The sequence below is a fragment of the Nguyenibacter vanlangensis genome (genome assembly GCF_013376155.1).
Taxonomy (GTDB): Bacteria; Pseudomonadota; Alphaproteobacteria; order Acetobacterales; family Acetobacteraceae; genus Gluconacetobacter; species Gluconacetobacter vanlangensis.
This window is the reverse complement of record NZ_JABXXP010000016.1, coordinates 1-19754: the sequence shown is the minus strand read 5'-3', so window position 1 is coordinate 19754 and position 19754 is coordinate 1. Positions and strand designations below refer to the sequence as shown.

At 61.6% G+C, this 19754-nt stretch carries 20 protein-coding genes and 3 pseudogenes; 9 read left to right on the top strand and 14 right to left on the bottom strand.

Translation table 11 applies throughout. The features are described from left to right. The 3 genes and pseudogenes from HUK84_RS02850 to HUK84_RS02840 all read left to right on the top strand — a co-directional run. Window positions 1–272, top strand: a pseudogene (locus tag HUK84_RS02850) (DNA primase); the annotation flags it as partial. A gap of 301 nt (window positions 273–573) precedes the next feature. Continuing rightward, window positions 574–2526 carry an RNA polymerase sigma factor RpoD gene (gene rpoD, locus HUK84_RS02845; RefSeq protein WP_176638878.1) on the top strand — a complete coding sequence of 651 codons (1953 nt, stop codon included), beginning with the start codon at window positions 574–576 and terminating at the stop codon, window positions 2524–2526. A gap of 12 nt (window positions 2527–2538) precedes the next feature. After that, entirely contained in the window at window positions 2539–3114 is a 576-nt protein-coding gene (locus HUK84_RS02840) for a GNAT family N-acetyltransferase (protein WP_176638877.1), read from the top strand. 62 nt (window positions 3115–3176) lie between these two features. Here the strand turns inward: HUK84_RS02840 and HUK84_RS02835 are convergent, their stop codons facing one another. Next, entirely contained in the window at window positions 3177–3422 is a 246-nt protein-coding gene (locus HUK84_RS02835) for a type II toxin-antitoxin system Phd/YefM family antitoxin (protein ID WP_176638876.1), read from the bottom strand. Between the two features lie 422 nt (window positions 3423–3844). On the opposite strand from HUK84_RS02835, the gene rpsF reads away from it, so the two are divergent. The 4 genes from rpsF to HUK84_RS02815 all read left to right on the top strand — a co-directional run bounded on the left by rpsF (window position 3845) and on the right by HUK84_RS02815 (window position 6645). Further along, the gene (gene rpsF / locus HUK84_RS02830) at window positions 3845–4318 is read left to right on the top strand and encodes a 30S ribosomal protein S6 (protein WP_176638875.1); all 474 of its coding nucleotides are present in this window, start codon (window positions 3845–3847) and stop codon (window positions 4316–4318) included. 5 nt (window positions 4319–4323) lie between these two features. Beyond that, window positions 4324–4599: a 30S ribosomal protein S18 gene (gene rpsR / locus HUK84_RS02825; protein WP_114726487.1), complete on the top strand. Its 276-nt coding sequence runs from the start codon at window positions 4324–4326 to the stop codon at window positions 4597–4599. Between the two features lie 12 nt (window positions 4600–4611). Then, a complete protein-coding gene (rplI, locus tag HUK84_RS02820) occupies window positions 4612–5181 on the top strand; it encodes a 50S ribosomal protein L9 (RefSeq protein WP_176638874.1) in 570 nt (189 codons plus the stop codon). Between the two features lie 174 nt (window positions 5182–5355). Further along, window positions 5356–6645: an SAM-dependent methyltransferase gene (locus HUK84_RS02815; protein ID WP_176638873.1), complete on the top strand. Its 1290-nt coding sequence runs from the start codon at window positions 5356–5358 to the stop codon at window positions 6643–6645. A 33-nt stretch (window positions 6646–6678) separates the two neighbouring features. Here HUK84_RS02815 and HUK84_RS23080 read toward each other — a convergent pair whose 3' ends face one another. The 3 genes from HUK84_RS23080 to HUK84_RS02805 are packed head-to-tail and all read right to left on the bottom strand — an operon-like array spanning window position 6679 to window position 7291. Further along, window positions 6679–6834 (bottom strand): hypothetical protein, encoded by a 156-nt coding sequence (locus tag HUK84_RS23080; RefSeq protein WP_246285320.1) that lies wholly within the window; start codon window positions 6832–6834, stop codon window positions 6679–6681. Further along, window positions 6831–7064 (bottom strand): type II toxin-antitoxin system death-on-curing family toxin, encoded by a 234-nt coding sequence (locus HUK84_RS23075; protein ID WP_317135218.1) that lies wholly within the window; start codon window positions 7062–7064, stop codon window positions 6831–6833. The genes HUK84_RS23080 and HUK84_RS23075 overlap by 4 nt, the downstream gene beginning before the upstream one ends. Beyond that, the gene (locus HUK84_RS02805) at window positions 7061–7291 is read right to left on the bottom strand and encodes a hypothetical protein (RefSeq protein ID WP_176638872.1); all 231 of its coding nucleotides are present in this window, start codon (window positions 7289–7291) and stop codon (window positions 7061–7063) included. The genes HUK84_RS23075 and HUK84_RS02805 overlap by 4 nt, the downstream gene beginning before the upstream one ends. Window positions 7292–7862: 571 nt before the next feature. On the opposite strand from HUK84_RS02805, the gene HUK84_RS02800 reads away from it, so the two are divergent. Further along, window positions 7863–8747 (top strand): hypothetical protein, encoded by an 885-nt coding sequence (locus tag HUK84_RS02800; RefSeq protein ID WP_176638871.1) that lies wholly within the window; start codon window positions 7863–7865, stop codon window positions 8745–8747. A gap of 126 nt (window positions 8748–8873) precedes the next feature. Here HUK84_RS02800 and HUK84_RS23495 read toward each other — a convergent pair whose 3' ends face one another. From HUK84_RS23495 to HUK84_RS02765, 8 genes are all read right to left on the bottom strand, one after another. After that, window positions 8874–9005, bottom strand: coding sequence for a hypothetical protein (locus HUK84_RS23495; protein WP_281362725.1), 132 nt, complete (start codon window positions 9003–9005; stop codon window positions 8874–8876). Window positions 9006–9212: 207 nt separating this feature from the next. Then, entirely contained in the window at window positions 9213–11648 is a 2436-nt protein-coding gene (locus tag HUK84_RS02795) for a TonB-dependent receptor (protein WP_176638870.1), read from the bottom strand. Between the two features lie 222 nt (window positions 11649–11870). Continuing rightward, window positions 11871–13013, bottom strand: a complete 1143-nt coding sequence (locus HUK84_RS02790) for a M20 family metallopeptidase (RefSeq protein WP_176638869.1) — start codon at window positions 13011–13013, stop codon at window positions 11871–11873. Between the two features lie 5 nt (window positions 13014–13018). Continuing rightward, complete coding sequence (locus tag HUK84_RS02785; RefSeq protein WP_317135217.1) at window positions 13019–13783, bottom strand: glutamine amidotransferase; 765 nt, start codon at window positions 13781–13783, stop codon at window positions 13019–13021. A gap of 13 nt (window positions 13784–13796) precedes the next feature. Further along, window positions 13797–14879 carry a phosphotriesterase family protein gene (locus tag HUK84_RS02780; protein ID WP_218064169.1) on the bottom strand — a complete coding sequence of 361 codons (1083 nt, stop codon included), beginning with the start codon at window positions 14877–14879 and terminating at the stop codon, window positions 13797–13799. Beyond that, on the bottom strand, window positions 14869–15810 hold the full coding sequence (locus HUK84_RS02775; protein ID WP_218064168.1) for an ABC transporter permease: 942 nt from the start codon (window positions 15808–15810) through the stop codon (window positions 14869–14871). The genes HUK84_RS02780 and HUK84_RS02775 overlap by 11 nt, the downstream gene beginning before the upstream one ends. A 91-nt stretch (window positions 15811–15901) precedes the next feature. Then, window positions 15902–16675 carry an ATP-binding cassette domain-containing protein gene (locus HUK84_RS02770; RefSeq protein ID WP_218064167.1) on the bottom strand — a complete coding sequence of 258 codons (774 nt, stop codon included), beginning with the start codon at window positions 16673–16675 and terminating at the stop codon, window positions 15902–15904. Window positions 16676–16684: 9 nt separating this feature from the next. After that, entirely contained in the window at window positions 16685–17614 is a 930-nt protein-coding gene (locus tag HUK84_RS02765; protein ID WP_176638867.1) for a substrate-binding domain-containing protein, read from the bottom strand. Window positions 17615–17822: 208 nt separating this feature from the next. On the opposite strand from HUK84_RS02765, the gene HUK84_RS02760 reads away from it, so the two are divergent. Beyond that, a complete protein-coding gene (locus HUK84_RS02760; protein ID WP_176638866.1) occupies window positions 17823–18833 on the top strand; it encodes a LacI family DNA-binding transcriptional regulator in 1011 nt (336 codons plus the stop codon). A 36-nt stretch (window positions 18834–18869) separates the two neighbouring features. Here the strand turns inward: HUK84_RS02760 and HUK84_RS02755 are convergent. After that, window positions 18870–19403 (bottom strand): annotated as a pseudogene (locus HUK84_RS02755) (DDE-type integrase/transposase/recombinase); the annotation flags it as partial. 222 nt (window positions 19404–19625) lie between these two features. Beyond that, window positions 19626–19754, bottom strand: a pseudogene (locus HUK84_RS23070) (16S rRNA (adenine(1518)-N(6)/adenine(1519)-N(6))-dimethyltransferase); the annotation flags it as partial.

Below are 19754 nucleotides of genomic sequence, written 5' to 3'. Positions count from 1 at the left end.
GCCTGGCCGGGGACCGCGCCCTGGCGCTGGCCGCCGATCCGCTGCCGCTGGCCCTCAGTGCCGCGGATACGCTGATGGCGGTCGAGGTGCGGCAGGAATGGTGGCATTTCTACGCCCTGCTCAATGTCCGCCAGTTCGGCGAGGACGTGCGCCTCGATACCGAACGGCTTTGCGCCGGCACGCTGGACGCGAAATCCTGGGCCAGCCTGCGCACCCGCCTGCTGGCATGGGAGGCCCTGCGCCGCGGCGACACGCTGACCGAGGATGCATGAGGGGGATGCATAAGGGCCCGAGGGTCCATGCGGGGTGCATGACGGACGGAAGAACGCGCGGTTTTTCGCGCCCCGCTCCGCCGGGCCCATCCCGTCCGTCCCGGTTTGGCCCCTTGACTTCCGACCCTGAATCGACCACCTGCACCACACTGAAATTGTCAGATGCGATAGAATGGCCCTTTCGTGTCCGGTGGCTTGCATCCCGCCCAGGCGGGACGGCCGGGCGACGAAGCAGGGCCGGCACGCCGTCGCGCGGCGTGCGACGGATGGCACGGTAGCGGGTGAGGGGACAGGGCAGGCGATGGCGACAAAGACGGCCGCGAGTACGGAAGCGACTTCTGGCGATCAGGATAACGACACAACTCTGCTGGACACGCAATCCGGAGCCGTCAAGAGGCTGATCGCCCGCGGCAAGGAACGGGGCTACATCACCTTCGACGAGCTGAACGCCGTCCTGCCGCAGGACCAGATGTCCTCCGAGCAGATCGAGGACGTGATGGCGGTCCTGTCGGAAATGGGCATCCAGGTCGTCGAGAACGAGGATAACGACGATTCCGAGGCCAACCGCGAGGAAAAGGCCGAAGAGGCCGAGGCCGAGGAGGAAGGCGGCGCCGCCGGCAACGTCGATACCGAGAGCCTGGGCCGCACCGACGACCCGGTGCGCATGTATCTGCGCGAGATGGGCTCGGTCGAGCTGCTGTCGCGCGAGGGCGAGATCGCCATCGCCAAGCGGATCGAGGCCGGTCGCGACGAGATGATCGGCGGCCTGTGCGAGAGCCCGCTGACCTTCAGCGCCATCATTTCCTGGCATGACCGCCTCAAGGCGGGCGAGATGCTGCTGCGCGACATCGTCGATCTCGAAGCCATGCAGTCCGGCGGCGCCGGCCCCGAGAGCGAGGGCGCCGAAGAGGGCGAGCCGCAGGACGAAGCCGGCTTCGAGGCGGGCGCCGAGCCCGAGGATGGTGATGAGGGCGAGGGCGCCGGCCTGTCGCTCTCGGCGCTCGAGGAAAAGCTGAAGCCCGAGATCCTCGCCCGGTTCGAGGAGATCGAGGAACTCTATTCCCGCCTGCAGAAGCTGCAGTCCAAGCGTCTCGAAACCCTGACCTCGGGCGCCGAGATGTCCGACAAGTCGGAAAAATCCTACGAGAAGCTGCGCGAGGAACTGGTCGGCAAGGTGCAGCAGGTGCACCTGCACAACACGCGCATCGAAGTGCTGGTCCAGCATCTCAAGGAAATCTTCCAGCGCCTGAACGGGCTGGAAGGCCGCATGCTGCGCCTGGCCGAAAGCTGTAAGGTCTCGCGTGAGGATTTCCTGATCAAGTATCGCGGCAGCGAGCTGGATCCGGGCTGGATGGACATGGTCTCCGCCCTGCCGGCCAAGAGCTGGAAGAATTTCGTGGCCCGGCACGCCGACGCGGTGCGCGACCTGCGCGCCCAGGTCGCCGCCCTGTCGCAGGAAACCGGCCTGCCGGTCGGCGAATTCCGCCGCGTCTACGCCACCGTCTCGCGCGGCGAGCGCGATTCCGCCCGCGCCAAGAAGGAGATGATCGAGGCCAATCTGCGCCTGGTCATCTCGATCGCCAAGAAATACACCAATCGCGGCCTGCAATTCCTCGACCTGATCCAGGAGGGCAATATCGGGCTGATGAAGGCGGTCGATAAGTTCGAATATCGCCGCGGCTACAAATTCTCGACCTACGCCACCTGGTGGATCCGCCAGGCGATCACCCGCTCGATCGCCGACCAGGCGCGGACGATCCGCATTCCCGTGCACATGATCGAAACGATCAACAAGCTGGTGCGCACCTCGCGCCAGATGCTGCACGAGATCGGCCGCGAGCCCGCGCCCGAGGAACTGGCCGAAAAGCTGGGCATGCCGCTGGAAAAAGTGCGCAAGGTGCTCAAGATCGCCAAGGAGCCGATCTCCCTCGAAACCCCGATCGGCGACGAGGAAGACAGCCATCTCGGCGATTTCATCGAGGACAAGTCGGCCGTCATCCCCCTGGACGCCGCGATCCAGACCAACCTGCGCGAGGCGACGACCCGCGTCCTGTCCTCGCTGACCCCGCGTGAGGAACGCGTGCTGCGCATGCGCTTCGGCATCGGCATGAACACCGACCACACGCTCGAAGAGGTCGGCCAGCAATTCAACGTCACGCGCGAACGCATCCGCCAGATCGAGGCCAAGGCGCTGCGCAAGCTCAAGCACCCCAGCCGAAGCCGCAAGCTGCGCTCGTTCCTCGACGACAACTGATCGCCCCCGCCCATGTCCGCCTCGCTCGCAGCCGGCCCGGCCACCCGGGTCGCCGTCGACGTCACCTTCCTCTGCATGGACGCGCCCCCCGCCGGGCGCGCGCCCGCGCTGCCGGACGGCTATCGCATCGACCATTACCCGGCCCCGCCCGTCGCGTTCTACCGCCGCCTCTATGACGGCGTCGGGCAGGATTATTGCTGGTGGCTGCGCCGCGCCATGCCCGATGGCGAACTGGCGGCCCTGCTGCGCGATCCCACGGTGCGGGTGAACGTGCTGTGGCACGGGCAGGAGGTCTGCGGATTCTTCGAACTGGACTGCGCGATGCCCGACGAGGTCAACCTGGCCTATTTCGGCCTGATGCCCGGCCGGATCGGACAGGGCATCGGCCGCGCCTTCCTGCGCGCGGCCCTCGACGCCGCCTGGGCCTCGGGCCCGTCCAGCGTGCGGGTCAATACCTGCACCGCCGACCATCCCCGCGCGCTCGACACCTACCTGCAGGCCGGCTTCCGCCGCATCCGCACGATCCGCGAGATCTGGGACATCCCCGACCGGCTGGGCCTCGACATCCCCCCCGGCCTGCGCATCTGAAAAGACAGCCGAAGACCCGTCCGCCGGACACGACCCGGCTCAGACGGCTCCGAGCTGCAGCTTCACGGCCGCCCCTCGAAGGCGGCGGGGATCGTCTCCTGCCCCATGTGGCCGAAATCGTCGGGCACCTGGAGTTCAGCCGCAAGAAAGCCAAGGCGCCGCGCCCGGTGCGCCGTGGGCACCGAAACCGGACTGACCCGCGCGACCGGCCTGCCGGCCTTGGCGATGATGAAGCTCTCCCCCTTGCTTGCATCATCGATCAGCCGCGACAGATGAGTCTTGGCCTCATGAATGTTGAAGGTCCGCATGGGCCGCTCCAGACTTGACCATGGCGACTTAGAGCATCATCCGACCGGATGGACGGTCGGATAAAGATGCTCGTTAAAACAAAGAGCTAGAGCCATATCCGTGAACCAGTGTGAATGGTATGGCTGCTAGAGCAGATCCCGTTCAGACGGAATCGTTTGAACGGGTGAAGATGCCCGATAAAATAACGGATCGTCATCGCAACGTCGATCATGCCGTTTCGTCGGCCGAAAACGGCACGCCACCGCCATCGGGACCGCCATCGGGGCAGTTTCCCCTTGCGATCCGCCGGGCTTTGTGCTTCACACCGCTCCTTCCCTGCCGGGGCGCGGCATCGCCCCGGCTATACCCATGCCCCGCGGGAGGGGCGCCGTCCGGACCGGGTCCGGCGCGGCCGGGTTGACCTTATCCGAAGGGAGTTCCCATGCCGTTATACGAGACCGTGTTCATCGCACGTAACGATGTGTCGCAGCAGCAGGTCGAAGCCGTCGCCGACGGGATCGCCGCCCTGCTCGAAACCGACGGCGGTGCCGTCCGCAAGCGCGAATATTGGGGCCTGCGCAGCCTGGCCTACCGCATCAAGAAGAACCGCAAGGGCCATTACATGCTCCTCGGCCTGGATGCGAAGCCGGAAACGATCAAGGAAATCGAGCGCCAGCTCAGCCTGAACGAAGACGTGATGCGCGTGCTGACCCTGCGCGTCGAGGAAATCGACGAGGCGCCGTCCGTGATCCTGTCCCGCAAGGGCGACGACCGCGAGCGCGGCTTCCGCGGTCCCAAGCCCGCCGGCCGGTTCGAGAGCGGCCGCGGCGGCCGTCGCGGCTATGACGACCGCGAGGAGTTCCGGGCCCGCAATGAGCGCGAGGATTCGCGCGATATCGACGGCGAAGCGGAGTAACAATCATGTCCGACACCACCGAGATCAATCCCGCCGCCCGCCGCACGGCCGTCGGTGCCCGCCGTCCGTTCTACCGCCGCCGCAAATCCTGCCCGTTCTCCGGCCCCAACGCGCCGAAGATCGACTACAAGGACGTGCGCCTGCTCAGCCGCTTCCTCTCCGAGCGCGGCAAGATCGTGCCCAGCCGCATCACCGCGGTCTCGGCCAAGAAGCAGCGTGAACTGGCCCAGGCGATCAAGCGCGCCCGGTTCCTGGCACTCCTGCCCTACATCGTCGGCTAAGGGGGGAAGATCATGTCCGCAGTCGAACTGATCCTGCTCCAGCGCGTCGAAAACCTGGGGCAGATGGGCGAAGTCGTGAAGGTGAAGCCGGGCTACGCCCGCAACTTCCTGCTGCCCCAGGGCAAGGCGATCCGCGCCAACGCCGCCAACCGCGAGCGTTTCGAGCGCGAGCGCATCCATCTCGAGGCCCAGAACCTCAAGCGCCGTGAAGAGGCCGAGCGCCTGTCCGAGCGCATGCACGGCCTGTCCGTCATCCTGATCCGTCAGGCCGGCGACAGCGGCAGCCTGTACGGTTCGGTCACCACCCGCGACGTCGCCGAAGCCGCCACCCAGGCCGGCCTCGGCATCACCCGCGCGCAGGTGGTCCTCGAACACCCGATCAAGCAGCTCGGCCTGTACGAGGTCCGCGTGGCCCTGCACCCCGAGGTCTCGATCCCCGTCACGGTGAACGTGGCCCGCTCGGAAGAAGAAGCCGAGCGCCAGGCCCGCGGCGAGGCGATCGGCGTCGAGGTCGAAGAACCCGCTGGCTTCGTCGAGGAAGCGCTGATCGAGGAAACGGCCGAAGCCTCCGCCGAAGCCTGATCCGCATTCCCTGCCGGCGCCCTGGCGCCCGGCCGGGGGGCCAGGGCCCGGACGCAACCGCGTCCGGGCCTTTGTCGTTGAAAAGGCTGGTAAAGATCGCGCCAGCCGTCTTTACGGATCGCCGCGCGCCCGTCATGCTCGCTCCCAAGCCGAAAGCAGGGAGGGGAACGCGGCATGACGCCGGTCATCGACAGGATCTTTCGCAGCTTCATCGCGCACGGGCGGCTGGACGTCGTCTTTTCCGACGGCACGCGGCGCACCTATGTCGGCACGCCCGGTCCCGTCGCCGGATTGCGCATCCTCTCCTCTGCCGTCGAACGCCGCCTGATCGTCAATCCCGCCCTGGCGTTCGGCGAGGCCTATATGGACGGCCAGGTCCTTCCGCTCGGCTGCTCGCTCTACGACATGCTGCACGTGCTCATGTCCAACAGCATGCATGCCGGCCATGTCGGCGAGGCCGCGGCCCGGCTGGTCCGCCACGCAAAGCGCACCTGGACGCAATTCAACCCGGCCTGGCGCGCGCGCCGCAACGTCGCCCACCATTACGACCTCAACGGCGCGCTCTACGACCTGTTCCTCGATGCCGACCGGCAATATTCCTGCGCCTATTTCCCGCGCGGCGACGAAACGCTGGAAGAGGCCCAGCGTGCCAAGAAACACCATATCGCCGCCAAGCTCCGCCTCGACCGCCCCGATCTCGAGGTGCTGGATATCGGCTGCGGCTGGGGCGGCATGGCGCTGACGCTCGCGCGCGACTACGGCGCCCGCGTCACCGGCATCACCCTGTCGCACGAACAGCTCGCCGTCGCGCGCGACCGCGCGCGGGCGGCCGGGCTGGCCGACCGGGTGCGCTTCGAACTGCTCGATTACCGCGCGGTGACGCGGCGCTTCGACCGCATCGTCTCGGTCGGCATGTTCGAACATGTCGGCATCGGCCATTACCGCCGCTTCTTCCGCGTGGTGCATGACATCCTGGCCCCCGACGGGGTCATGCTGCTGCATTCGATCGGCCGCAACGACCCGCCGGGCTCGACCAATCCCTGGCTCGACCGCTACATCTTCCCCGGCGGCTACTCCCCGGCGCTCAGCGAAACCTTCGCCGCGATCGAAAAATCGAATTTGTGGGTGACGGATTGCGAAATCCTGCGCCTGCACTACGCCAAGACGATCGCCCACTGGCGCGCCCGCTTCGCCGCCAACCGCGATAAGATCCGCGCGCTCTACGACGAACGCTTCTGCCGGATGTTCGAATTCTACCTGGCCGGGGTGGAACTCTCCTTCCGCGTCCAGGGCCACATGAACTTCCAGCTCCAGATCACCCGCGCGATCGACGCCGTGCCCCTGACCCGCGACTACATGTTCGACGCCGAACGCACCGCCCCCGCCCGGGGCGCCGCCCCAGACCCCGCTCTAGACCCCGCCAAAGGCCGGCAGCCTTTGGAAACAGATTCGTTGATCAAGTGAATAACCGTCACGGTCTGCACAGTCTGCACACCATCAGGACTCGCTCGTGGCGACATGGCCGCGAAGCCACGGCTGCAAATGCCCGAAATCAAACGTCCCGCCGGCATAGAGGCCGAGAATAAAATCTTCCGTTTCACCGGCGCTGGCCGTCAGCCGCGCGCCGTTGATGGCCAGGAAGGTCCAGGTCACGGCAAAGGCCAGGCCGTGCGCCTGTTGCCATCGATGAAGGGATGGTTCTGCGACAGGCTTTCCCAAAGCGCCGCCGCTTCGTCGATCAAGTCGGCATAATAGCCGGTCTGCGGTCGGAAAAGCGCCGCTTCCAACAAACCCCGATCCCGAATGCCCGTCGCTCCGCCATAGCGCCCGATCTGATCGTCATGGATAGCCAGGACCTCGATGACGGTCAGATAGTCCGTCACTCGGCCAGTTTCCGGTAGAGCGGCGCGAAGGTCTCATGGCTGGCCTGGTAGGCCGCCATGACATGGGCACGCGGACGCTGCCGTTTCCGCTTCTCAATCAGGTCGGCCAGCGCCTCCTCGACCAGGACCTGGAGCTGCCGCCCTTCGCTGCGGGCCAGATCCCGCACCGCCTGCAGGATCTGCGGATCGACCTGGGTCGCGAATTTCCCACGCTGCGGGGTGGCCATGACACCTCTCCTGTTGGATGCCGAATTATATCAACAGATCATGATGCATCAAGAAACCCCCGCCCGGGGCGCCGCCCCGCACCCCGCCAAAGGCCGGTAGCCTTTGGAAACCGATTCGTTAATAAAATGAAGTGGGTCGCAGCGAGCCCGGCACGCTGAGGCCCGGCATAATCTGCTGAGCCAGCAAGCGACGAGGAAAGAAATAATCACCCCGAATTGTTCCAAAAAACCTTCAAATTTGACGGAAGGTTCGCAACAGTAGGTGCAGCGAAAGCCGATATGCTGATCAGACAGAAATAGATCCAATAAGAGCGCGAGCGCGGCGCATATACGCTATCCTGGCAAGGGGTGGAAGGACGTGAATGGGGCCAGCAAGACAGCGGCAGCGGCTGGGGATGCGGAAGCACAATGACCGCGGGCGCACAAAGCGGCGTGCTCCACTCTCATCCGTATTATGACCAGTGCGGCTTCGGTCATCAGATGGCTCGCTGACAGTTGAGGGAATGGCGCTTTGGTGTCGTTCCGCTTTTTGCTATTCCTATAAGGATTACTGTACAAGGCTGGAATTTTCGTGAATATACTGTCAGATGCATGTGTGCTGATCTGTTTATGCTTTTACCCAACCATCTGGTTGCAGCGTTTTCCAATTGATGGCAAGCGATTTTTTTTGTCGGCCACATTTTTTATTTCTTTGGCTATTGTCATTATTTGTGGCCGCACTGAAGGTTATATTTCAAATATTGAATTAACTGGATTTGGTATTGGTAGTTTATTTCCTTATCTTCGGATTGGGTTTACAGAGGAGTCTATTAAAACAATAGGTGCTATCTGCTTGTTAGGCTTTCTGAAGATAAAACCGACATCTCCCGATCAGGTTAAATGTTTCTTGGGAATAGGATATTTTTTCGGTTTGATCGAAGGAATATTTCGAATGCCGGGAATAGCGGCCAATAGCAGAAAATTTGTGCTATCGCAAAGTATATCATTTGATATCGACATTCACTTGGCCTTGATCATTCAAGATGCTGCAGCGGTATATATTGCCTCCTCAAGAAAAGGTGGATTAAAATATTCTGTGTTAATAATGTTTGTAACATGCCTGGAGCACTCTATATTTGACTATTTCTATGTCATGGATCCACTCCAAATTTATGCAACTATACTATATTACATTCCGATATCTGTCATTTTTATGTGCTCCATAATTTCTTTTTATTTTCTAGGCAGCGCCAAGATTACGTCACCATGGGTGCCCGTAGCAGGCGTATTTTTTACTATATTACCTTTCTTTGCTGCTTATGAAAATTTGTCGGATTTTTTCTGTAAGCAAAACATTTATATTGCGATTTTATTCTCATTTTTGTCAGCAATTTCTGATTTTTATACTTTATTAAATCGCAAAATTGGTATTTATGTTCATAAAAGGCACGTCGCAAGACAGGTTGACGTTGGATAATTTCTTTCGCCGCGAAGTCGCTGACGGACGCTGTAATGCCAGGCTCGGGCGTGTTCAGGTCGCCAGACTCTGCCTGTAAAGATTGTGACCCGGAGTTGTATCGGCCTGATTCTGGTAACGACGCTTCTATTCGGCTTCGAAAACTACACGCGCCGCGTTCACACCGCTGGCCAAATGATGCAGAAAGGCGACGTCCTGTCGATCGGCGCCATTCAACCCGGCACCATTGTGGTCCGACATGCTGAAGAGGGCCAGCATGTTCGTAAGGGCGATGTACTATTCGCGGAAGATTTTGGAAGAAACGTCTGCAACTGGTCCTGCTCAAAAACAAGTAGTCGCCGATCTCGAACTTAGGCCCCGGCCCCATTTTCGGGGGCCGCTTCAGTTTTTGGAGATCTCCACCTCACTTCAGATCGAGGGCATTTCAGGAGGTAAGATCAGAAGATCAGGCCGTCCGGTCACGCCTCATTCCATGGGTACACGGACGGTCATGAGAGCGGAAAAACCCGGTTCGACATAGTACGTCGGCGAACTGCCTGCGATGGTGCCGCCGAGGACGCCCGTGCTGGTCCTGGCATTGTCGCTGAACCCGTAGATGCCGGTTCTTTGCGTTGAATTGTTGATGTTGTTCAGGTTGACCTGGATCGACGGGCGATTCAGGACCGCGAATTTCGGTAGCCTGTATCCCAGGATGACGCTGTTGTTGATGTATCCGGGCATTTTTTCGTCATTCATCAATGTCGCGTATTGCGAGCTGATGTATTTCACGTTCACGCTGCCAAAGAAAGTACCGTCGTCGTAGGACAGGCCGAGGCCTGCCTGGTAATGGGGGCTGGCGACCTGAGTCTTTCCGGCGGTGTGTAGATAATCGACCTGGCCGTTGCTGTCGACGGTCCGCAGGTTGTTGTCCTGGCGCGCGTCGAGATAGGCGAAGGTAACGTAAGGTGTAAAGCGGCCCCAGAGAGGAATCGTGCCGATCTGGACATCGACGCCGCGGCTGGTCTGCCCGCCGGCATTCAATTCGCGCTGGACTTGGACGCCTTCCTGATAGGTGTTGAGCGTCAGCAGGCGGTTGGTCATGTTCATGTTGAAGAAGGAAACCGAGGCAATCAGCCGGTCGCCATTATAGCGGTAGCCGATTTCCTCCTTGATTGCGTATTGGGATTTCGGGGAATTGGCACCTGTCGTCATGGCCCCGCTGCCGACGCTATACTGTTCGGCGGTCGAACCCATGAAGGGTTGCCGGTAATCGCCTTCGGCATTGATATAGACTTGGTTGGCGCGATCGAAATTGTAGCGGGCGCCGAGGGAGGGCAGCGGGATGTTTTCGCTGATTCCCATATGGGGAGTCGAACCGGGGACGTAGTTGTCGACGCCGCGTGTCACCATCACGTCCTTGAAGCCGGCGTTGATGACCAGTCTGTCCTTCAGCAGGCGCAATGTGTCCATGATGTATGGCGAATTGAGCTGATAGTGAAGGAAATAATTGTCGTAGTAATAGAGGCGTCCGTTTGCCAGACGATAGTAATTATAGCTGTGGCTGAGATCGGCAGGGTCGCCGGTTTCCTGGTTGATAAAGCCCACGGGATCCTTTTCGCGCAGATTATAATTTTCGTACCAGTAGCCCAGGGTCAGGGTGTTGTGGCCGTGGGTCCAGGCGAATTTCGAGTTTATGCCGCCGATATAGGTCGGGCCGCCGAAACCGGTCGAGACGAGATATTGCTGCCCGTTCTGGGCGACGCCTCCCGTTCCCTGCGCGAGATTGACGTCCACACGCTGATTGCCGAGATAGGTCTGGCCCTGCGTGAGGGTCGTGCCGCCGGGCCCCCAGCCGAAACCGTACCAGAAATACGGAGTTGTATCCCAGGTGAGGTGAGGGCTGAGCACCACATGGATGGGCGCGAGAACCGTACCCGAATAAAACAGCGATGTCTGGTTGAGCTTGTAATAGGAACCGTCGTGGATGCCGCTATAGGTCGCATCCGGGTTGATCCAGCGATATTGCCGCCATTCCTGTTGGGTCGGATAATAGTAATATCCATTCTTGTTGTTGTTGAAGACGGATTCGAACGCGAACGTGCTGCCGTTATTAAAGGATTTGAGCAGCTTGAAGTCGACATGCTGCTTCTTGGCGATACCGGGGCCGCGCCAGAAATCGGTCGAGGCGCTGGAGTAGGACACGAAGGCCCTGATGTCCGAGTGGCCGATTTCGCCGCTGTCAAGCCTGATGAAGCCGCGATAGGTATTGAAGGTACCGTAGGTGAAATCGACCTGGGTGCGGGCTTTTTCCGACGGGTCCTTCATCTTCGTATAGATGACGCCGCCGGTGGCCGAGGTGACGGGGTCATCGGTGGAACTGGAGCCAGGCGTGATCGAGACGCGATCCATGTTTTCGCTGTCGAGCATTTCCGCCTGGAATCTGCCGGCGCCGGGAGAGAGGGTGGGCGCGCCGTCGAGGACCCAGCCCATGTCGTCGACGGTGAGGCCGCGAACCATGATGCCGTTGCTGAGAATCCCGGTCGGTTCCTGGGACATGGAATTGACGCTGGGCATCATAGAGAGAAGACCGACGACGTTCGAGGTCGGGTTCTGCTTGGCGATATAGTCCGCGCTGACGGACTGGACCGATCGGGTGTCGTCGCGCCGCTGTATCATGCCACCACCCGAAGAGATGTGCAGATGGGCCGCGGCGACGTTGATTTCCTCCGCCTTGACACCGTGTAGGGGGGCCGAGGCGCGTTTGGTGGGACGCGGGGGCGGTTTCATGGAAACCGTCGAGGAAGCGGGGATGCTCTCCGGAAGATGGCTGCGGCTGTCCGCATGGGCCTTGGGGCCGGCAAGGAGGCCGATGATGGGAATGACGATGGAAGAGGTCGCCAACAGCGCATTTCTGTGACTCATGGGTTGCCTCCGTGGAACGTGTTTGTCGTAGACGGCCAATGATGTCTCGAGATCTCCGGACCTGGCTGGCGAAAGGCGGGGTTTTGAGACCAGAAGAAATAAACCGGTTTATTAATAAAATGCGGTTTGATTTCCGTCAATATATTTCTATATCGTTATAAAAAATACCGTTGGAGCGTTTTTCGGAGAAATCCCTGCGAATCCGGATATTTCGAATCCTGTCTATAATTCGGAGGTGGGGCCGAAGGCCTCGATGCAGTCGTGATAGAGGTTGGTGGCGGTCAGGAGGGCGTCGACGGGACAAAATTCGTCGGTTTGATGGGCGACGTCGGGTTCGCCCGGGCCGATGATGACTGCAGGCGCGTTTCCGAAGGCTGGGGAAAGGATGGCCGCATCCGTGAAATAGGGAACGGTGGCGATTCCCCGGTCGGGAATTCCGTGCCGGGTGGCGATTGTCCGGACGGCCTGTACGAACGGGTCGTTTGACGAAGCGACGACAGGCGGGATGTCGAGGCGCTTTTGCAGCGATATCGCATTACACAGGCATTTTTGGATCGTGTCGGCGATCCTTACATGGCTGTCCGCGCTGCCGGTGCGGGCATCGACCGTGAAGGTCGCCCTGTCGGGGACGGAATTGATGTTCAGCCCGCCTTGGAACGTTCCGATATTGATGGTCGTCTTTCCGATGATCGGATCGTCCGCGCCCAGGTCGACCGCGCGGATGCGGGCGATCGCATCCGTGGCCGTGTAGATGGCGTTCACGCCGAATTCCGGCATGGCGGCGTGAGCCGTGCGGCCTTCGGCGGTGCATTCGAACCAGGCGACGCCCTTGTGCCCCAGGATGGGATAATTGCGTGTGGATTCGCCGATCAGCAGGCCCCTGAACATGCAGTCGGCCAGCAGGGGGGAGGTTGCGAGGGCCGCCGCGCCTTCGCATCCGGTTTCCTCGCCGCCGGTCAGGATGATGGTGACGTCGGGACAATGGCCGGTGTTCGCATGGTGGCGGGCGCATGCGGACATGAAGGCGGCGATTCCGCCCTTCATGTCCGAACTACCGCGCCCATAGACGCGCCCGTCGACGCATTCACCCGAAAAGGGCGGGTAGGTCCACGCCTTGCCGCCCAGGGGAACGGTATCGAGGTGGCCGGAGAAGCCGAGATTCCCGCCCGGCGGCCGGCCAGGGGGGTGGGCGATGAGATTGACCCGGCGTTCACCGAAACCGATGACCGTGACCGCGAACCCGATGGCGTCGAGAATGTCGGCGCAGAATTGCGCGCAGGCCACCTCGTCGCCCGGTGGATTCAGGCTGGGAATTCGGATCAGGTCCTGGAGAAGCACGACGGGGTCGGTGTGTTGCCTGGTCATGGGGGTCAGGTCCGTGTCGTCAGCCAGTCGAGGCAGTTCAGCCAGAGTGTCCTGTAACCGGGCCATGCCAGGTAGTCGTCCGGCATCCAGTGGACGGACATGTCGCTGGTCCAGACGAGCGAGCGGCCGCGACCCAGGTCCCGCACGGCGATGAGGGGATGGCTGTCTTCGCCCACCGTGGCGACGAGCGTTGCGTCGGGGTGAAGCGTGACCTCGTTGTAGCCGAGAAGGGGCGGCCACGTCCCGGGCAGGCCGGCGACGACGGGATGGGCGGCATCGACGACGCTGACGGGACTACCCTCGGGCGTTTCCTGCCGGTCGTCATAGGGCAGGCAGGCGACGGGAAGGAGCCGTTCGATCGGCGTGTTGCGGTAGCGTGCCTGCCCGTTGACGCCCTGGAAGCTGAGATAGCCCCCGACCATCATAATGCCGCCGCCGTTCTTCACATATTCGACGATGACCTTCAGCCGGTTGGGAAAGGCCTTGCTGTGCAGCCATGTGTCCGGATGGATCAGCAGGGTGTTGGCGCCGATGTCGGAGAGGATGATGGCGGCGTACTCAGTGAGGTCCTCGACCGCCGCTGGGAACTGGCTCTGCGCCACCTCCGAGGGCATGTGCGTGACGTCGTAGGGCGTGTCGCGCATAGCGTTGAGGAAGTTGACGGCACCGCTATGCGCTGTGGTGGTGAAGAACTGGTCAAATCCTTTGGCGTGGCTGGCAGAACTGATCCACGATTCGCCGACGAGAAGGATCTTCTTTTTTTCCAACACGGAATTTTCTCTTTCAGAGTTGTTGTCCGCCGCACATGGCCTGCCTGGGATTCGCGACGAGGAGCTGTTCGATGTCGCGGTCCCCCAGCCCGAGGCGTCTCAGGCGGGGCACGAAATGACGCAGGATGTATCCGTAACCATGCCCTCCGTAGCGGGTGAGCATGCTCTTGAGGAATACGTCGTGCGAGACGAGGACTTTCCTTCCGTATCCTCGTTCGAAAAGTTGGACGATAGCCTTGGCGTTTTCGTCGTCGGAGGGGCACTGGGCGTCTTCCTCCGGATAATAATAGGACATGGAGATCATGTCGTATTCGAGGTAGGCGCCGCGCTCGGCCAGGCTGTGCTGGTAGCCCGGGTCGGAAAGGCTGGGGTTCATGTGGCAGAGGATCACGTGATTGAGGTCCGCGCCCTGTTCTTCTGCGATGTCGAGCATGTCGTGGGCGACGCGCCGCCAGGCGGGAAGATGGATCGAAAGGGGGACCGAGGTCTCGGCCGAGGCAATCGCGGCGGCGCGCAGGACTTTTTCCTCGTCCTTCGTCATGGTGGAGGAGATGCCGATCTCCCCGACGATGCCGGCCACGATGTCCGGCCTGTCCGCCGTGCCGCCGACATCGCGGATGATGCGTCGGGCAAGCTGGTCGGCGCTTTCCGGACCCACATAGTCGGGATGGGACGGCTGGAGATAATATCCGGCGCCCATGACGATGTTCAGCCCGGTTCGCCGGGCAATGTCGCGCAGGGTCGCGGGAGCGCGGCCGATGCCGACATTGGTCGGGTCGATCACAGTGCGGCCGCCGAGCGCACCGAATTTCTTCAGTTCCTCGACCGCGAGGTCGGCGCTGTCGAGCATGCAGTTGTCGCGGTTGCCCAGCGGGTTCATCGCGATTTCGCCCAGCATGTCCATCGCCAGCGGCCGCATCGCCCACGAGTGGTGACAGGCACAGGAGGGCGCGACCCATTTCTTCGAGGCGTCGAGCATGATGTGTTCATGCATCAGGGTGATGCCCATCTGGTCGGGCGCGATGGGGCCGTTGACGGTCATGAGCCGGCCGCCGAGGACGCCAATGGAACCGGTTCCGGCATTTTCAGTCATCATGATCGCTTTTCCCGATTCCGAAGATGACTCTGCCCTTGAGGGTCATGTTGATCCAGATAGCGCCGATGGTGATGAGGCCGGTGAGGATCTGGGTGAGGAAGGGAGAGACGTGGGCGAGGATGAGGCCGTTCTTCAGGCAGGCGAGGGTGAGGATGCCCAGAGCCGAGCCGATGACGGAACCGTAGCCGCCGGCGAGGCTGGTGCCGCCCAGGACGACGGCGGCGATGACGTCGAGTTCGAAGCCGACACCGATATTGGACGAGGCGCTGCCCAGCCGTCCGGTCATGAGGATGCCCGACAAGGCGGCGGCGAGGCCGCTGAGTGCATAGACAGTCAGCGAGACGCGGCGGACGTTCACGCCCGTCCGGCGCACGCCCTCCTGGTTGGAGCCGATGCCTGTGACGTAGCGTCCGAAGCGGGTGCAGTGCAGGGTGATACCGGCGGCGGCGACGCAGCCGAGCATGATGACGGCGGGGACTGGAAAGGGGCCGATCCAGCCGCGTCCCGGCCATTCGAGCAGGGGTGCGTTTTCTGGCAGCGGTAGGGAATAGCCCTGGGCGATCAGCAGGGAAAGCCCGCGAAAGACGGACATGGTGGCCAGCGTGACGATGAAGGGCGCCATGCCGATGCGAGTGATCAGAAGGCCGTTGGTCGTACCCGCTACAGTTCCTGCCAGCAGCGCGCCCGCCAGGGCCAGGACGGAAGGCAGGTGCCAGAATGTGGCAAGGACAGCCATGGCGATCCCGCTGAACGCGGCAACCGCACCGATGGAAAGGTCGATGCCGCCAGTGGTGATGACCAGCGTCATTGCCGCGGCGGAAATGAAAGACCCGGCATTCTGGCGCAGAATGGTCAGAAAGTTGGCCAGGGATAGAAAGGAGGGCGCGCAGAACGAGAAGATCAGAACGCACACCAGCAGCAGGCAGACCACGCTGGCCAGGCCAGGTTGCCGTTCGAGCAGCAGGGCGGCCTTGGGTAGGCGCATGCGCCGCACGGCATTTTGTTGGGGCGTGTGGGGCTGCCTAGTGTGCGGAACGGGCATGGAAGCGCTCTCCCACGATCAAATCGACGAGTTCTCCGATATTGGTGTCGCCGATCCGCCGCTCGGCGGCGACGATACCGTCGCGGATGACGGCGACCCGATCACAGACATGGAAGAGATCCTGGAGCCGGTGCGTGATGAGAATCACGGTCACTCCCTGGTCACGAAGTTTCGTTATTAAATCAAGAACGGCTTCGACCTCCATCACGGCGAGCGCCGCGGTGGGCTCGTCCAGGATCAGCACGCGGGGGTTGAAGGCAGCGGCACGGGCGATGGCGATTGCCTGCCGCTGGCCGCCGGACAGGCTGTCCACGCGGGCGTGCGTGTCGCGGATCACGACCCCCAGGCCCTGGAGCATCTCCGCGCTTCGCCGATGCATCGCTCCCGTGTCGAGGAAAGGAAGTCCGAGAATACGACGCGTGGGCTCACGCCCCATGAAAAGATTGCCCGCGACATCGATCGAGCCACACAGGGAAAGGTCCTGGTAGACCATATGAATGCCGGCATCCTGCGCGTCGCGCGGCGAGGCGAAGTGGCAGGGCCGCCCATCAATGAGGATCTCGCCGCTGCTCGGCGCCAGGGCACCGGAAAGGATCTTGGTCAGGGTGGATTTGCCGGCACCGTTGTCGCCTAGCAGGCCAAGCACTTCGCCGTGGCCGATGGACAGATCGACTCCGCGCAGCGGCGTGATGGCACCGAAACGGCGGGTTATGCCCCGCATGTCCACGGCCGGGGCGACGGAAGGATTGGTCATGGCTGCACATCACAGGATGCCGTGAGGGTATTGGGGGGTGACGATGGTCGCGGGAACGATGATGTCGTGGGGGACTGGCATGTCGTGCAGCCAGTGGTGGACGGCCTTTACCGCCGCTTCGCCCATGCGGACGGTATCCTGAACGGCGGTGGCAAGGACGATGCCGTCGCGCAGGCCTTTGTTGATCTCAGGAGACATGTCCCAACCGGCCAGGTGGACGGTCCTGCGTGGCGGGCTGGTTTGCAGGGCGGAGAGCGCGCCGATCATGGCAGGCTCTCCGGTGGCGTAGATCAGGTCGAGGTCCGGCGCGGCGGCAAGCAGGTCCTCGGCGGCTGTCTGAGCTGAATCGAGGATGTTCTGGCCATCGACGAATCCGGATACATGCATGAAAGGCGCCTCCTTTTTCATGGCATCGAGAAAACCGCTATAGCGCAGGGTCTGAATGTACGAACCGGTGGCGCCGATGATGCCGATGCGGGTAGGGTGGACGAGGCCGGGCTGGAGAAGGGCATCGAGCAGGCGCGCGGCGGTGCGGATATTGTCGACGCCGATCTGGGCGATGGTTTTTCCGGCAACGATGGCGTCGATCGCAATGACAGGCACGTTGAAGCGGCGGGCCGTGTCGATCGCATCGCGTACACCATAGACATCGATGGCACAGAGCAGGATGGCGCTGACCTTCTGCTGAGCGTAGGTTTCGATGGCGTCGGACTGGGCGACAGGGCTGTTGTCGGCGTCGAAGACAGAGAGGGTATAGCCGAGGCGATTGCACCCGGTTCGGACGCCACGGGTGATTTCGTTAAAATATTCCGAGGATTCCGTCGTCTGCACCAGCGCGATATGCACGCTGCCCGGCTGTGGCGTTCCGGCCCGGCAGATACCCGGCAGACACATCGTTAACGCGCCGTAGAGCAGTTTTCGTCGATGAACTGTCAGCATGGCATCCGGTCCGCGGGTCGGGAGGTGGACGACGGCACCGGTTCGCTGGTTTTTGGTAAACCGGTTTATCCAATGAAATCGGATACGCATTCCGTTGTCAAGCCGTGATGATTGGGGCCGCCGTTGTGCGCGCGGGGATTGGCGATTAGTATGAGGCCCGGATCGATGCGGCTTCATGTCCCGGTCCTTGATGTGCTGGACGCTGCTGATGAAGAAAAAGGCGCCTACCATTCAAGATGTCGCCGACAAGGCGGGTCTTTCGAAGGCGGCTGTCTCGCGATACCTGAACAAATCGATCAGGCTGCCCCAGGACACGGGGCGCAAGATCGACGAGGCGGTCGAAGCCCTGGGCTATCGGCGTAACCTCCTGGCCCGGCGGCTGAGCAAGGGCGGCAGCGAGACGCTCGGGCTGGTGGTACCCGAAATTTCCAACCCCTTCTTTTCCGAAATGGCGGAAGCCGTTGAGCAGACCGCGTCGGAGCGGGGCTATAACCTGATCCTGGGAATCAGCCGGAACCATCCGGAGAAGGAACTAGGTTTTCTGCGTTGGATCGATGATTCAATTGTCGATGGGTTGCTGTTCGTGACGAACCGGCCCGACAACCGGCGCCTGCAGCTCGAGATCCGTCGTTACGACGAAGTGGTCATTCTCGATGAGGATATTCCTGGGACAACGCAAGACAAGGTATTCTGCCATAATGTCGAAGGGGCATACGATGCCACCCGGCATCTGATCGAGACCGGGCACAGGTTGATCTTTCACGTAACGGGCCCTGCCTCCCTGATGAGTGTACAGGAGCGTCTGGAGGGGTTCCGGTTGGCGCATCGGCAGGCCGGGCTCGCGTGTCCCGACAGCCATGTCTTCCATCACGACTATACCCAACAGTTCGGTCGTGAGGTGGTCCGGGAAATTCTGGCCCGCCCCGCGCGACCGGACGCGGTATTCGCCGCCAGCGACTACATCGCGATCGGGATGCTGGAAGAGTTGCGGCGCCATGACGTTCGTGTTCCCGACGATATGTCAATCGTTGGTTTTGATGACACGGCGCTGGCCGACCTGGTTACACCGAAGCTGACGACGATCCGGCAGGATGCGGCCGAGTTGGGGCGGATCGGGACCGGACGTCTTTTGGATACGCTGGCGCGCCGCGACAAACCACGCGACATTATACGAATCGCGACGGCTCTGGTGATACGCGATTCGGTATCCCACCGATGATGTTGAGCATCCGGTAATTCCGTAGGTCTGGACAGATCATTTCACCGCTGCGAGAGCCTGATCGAGACGATAATTGCTGTGTCGGATTCGTTCAATTGCTGGATCAAAGCCGGCTTCGATCTCTTCTCGCATCGATGTTCGATCCCTCAACGCGATGACGCGATTGATCGGTGATGCGCCAGCAAGCGGGTATGGGGACGTGCAGTCACTCTGCAAAGGCGGCCATCAGTGTGTTGGGTGCACTCGACCTTGCCAGTGAGATGAGGAGAACACGGCGGGATCGGGCGACACTTGATGTCCCAGTCACGCAAGCGCTACTGGACGGCCTCCGCGAAGAATTCAAGCCCTCGATCAGTCTGCACGCGCTGTATGCCAAAGGGCATTTTTTCGATAACGCGATCAAGGAAATCGAGCGGTTTTTTTCTGTTCGACGGCGATATACGCCCAGTAATTTGTAGCGCGAGCAGTCGTCGAACTCGATCACCCGGTATGGGGCGGTTATATCGTCTCGTTCCTGCCATGACGAACCAGCACGCGATGGATTGTATCGAGTGACTGTGTCAGATCATGGAGATGCCACACCGTCGGCAGACGAAGCTCGCATCGCCACATTGCGCCTAGAGTTCGACCCACCCGCGCCCGATTACTTGAAAATTAAGCAGGAAAATTGAAACGATGTCGTCGAATCTCACCCTTATCAAGGTAAGGAAGCGTATTGCGACCACTCCCTTGGTAAGGGAGCGGCCATCACGGCATGAAACGCGACACGGAACCGACGGGAGAAGAAACCCCCTACACATTCCCCCGCCCGACATGGCAGCGCGCCAGCCGGTCGAATTCCGCGATCTCCAGCGTCTCGGCGCGCCGCGCGCCATCGATCCCGGCCGCCGCCAGCAGCGCCTCGCCACCGATCGGGCGCAG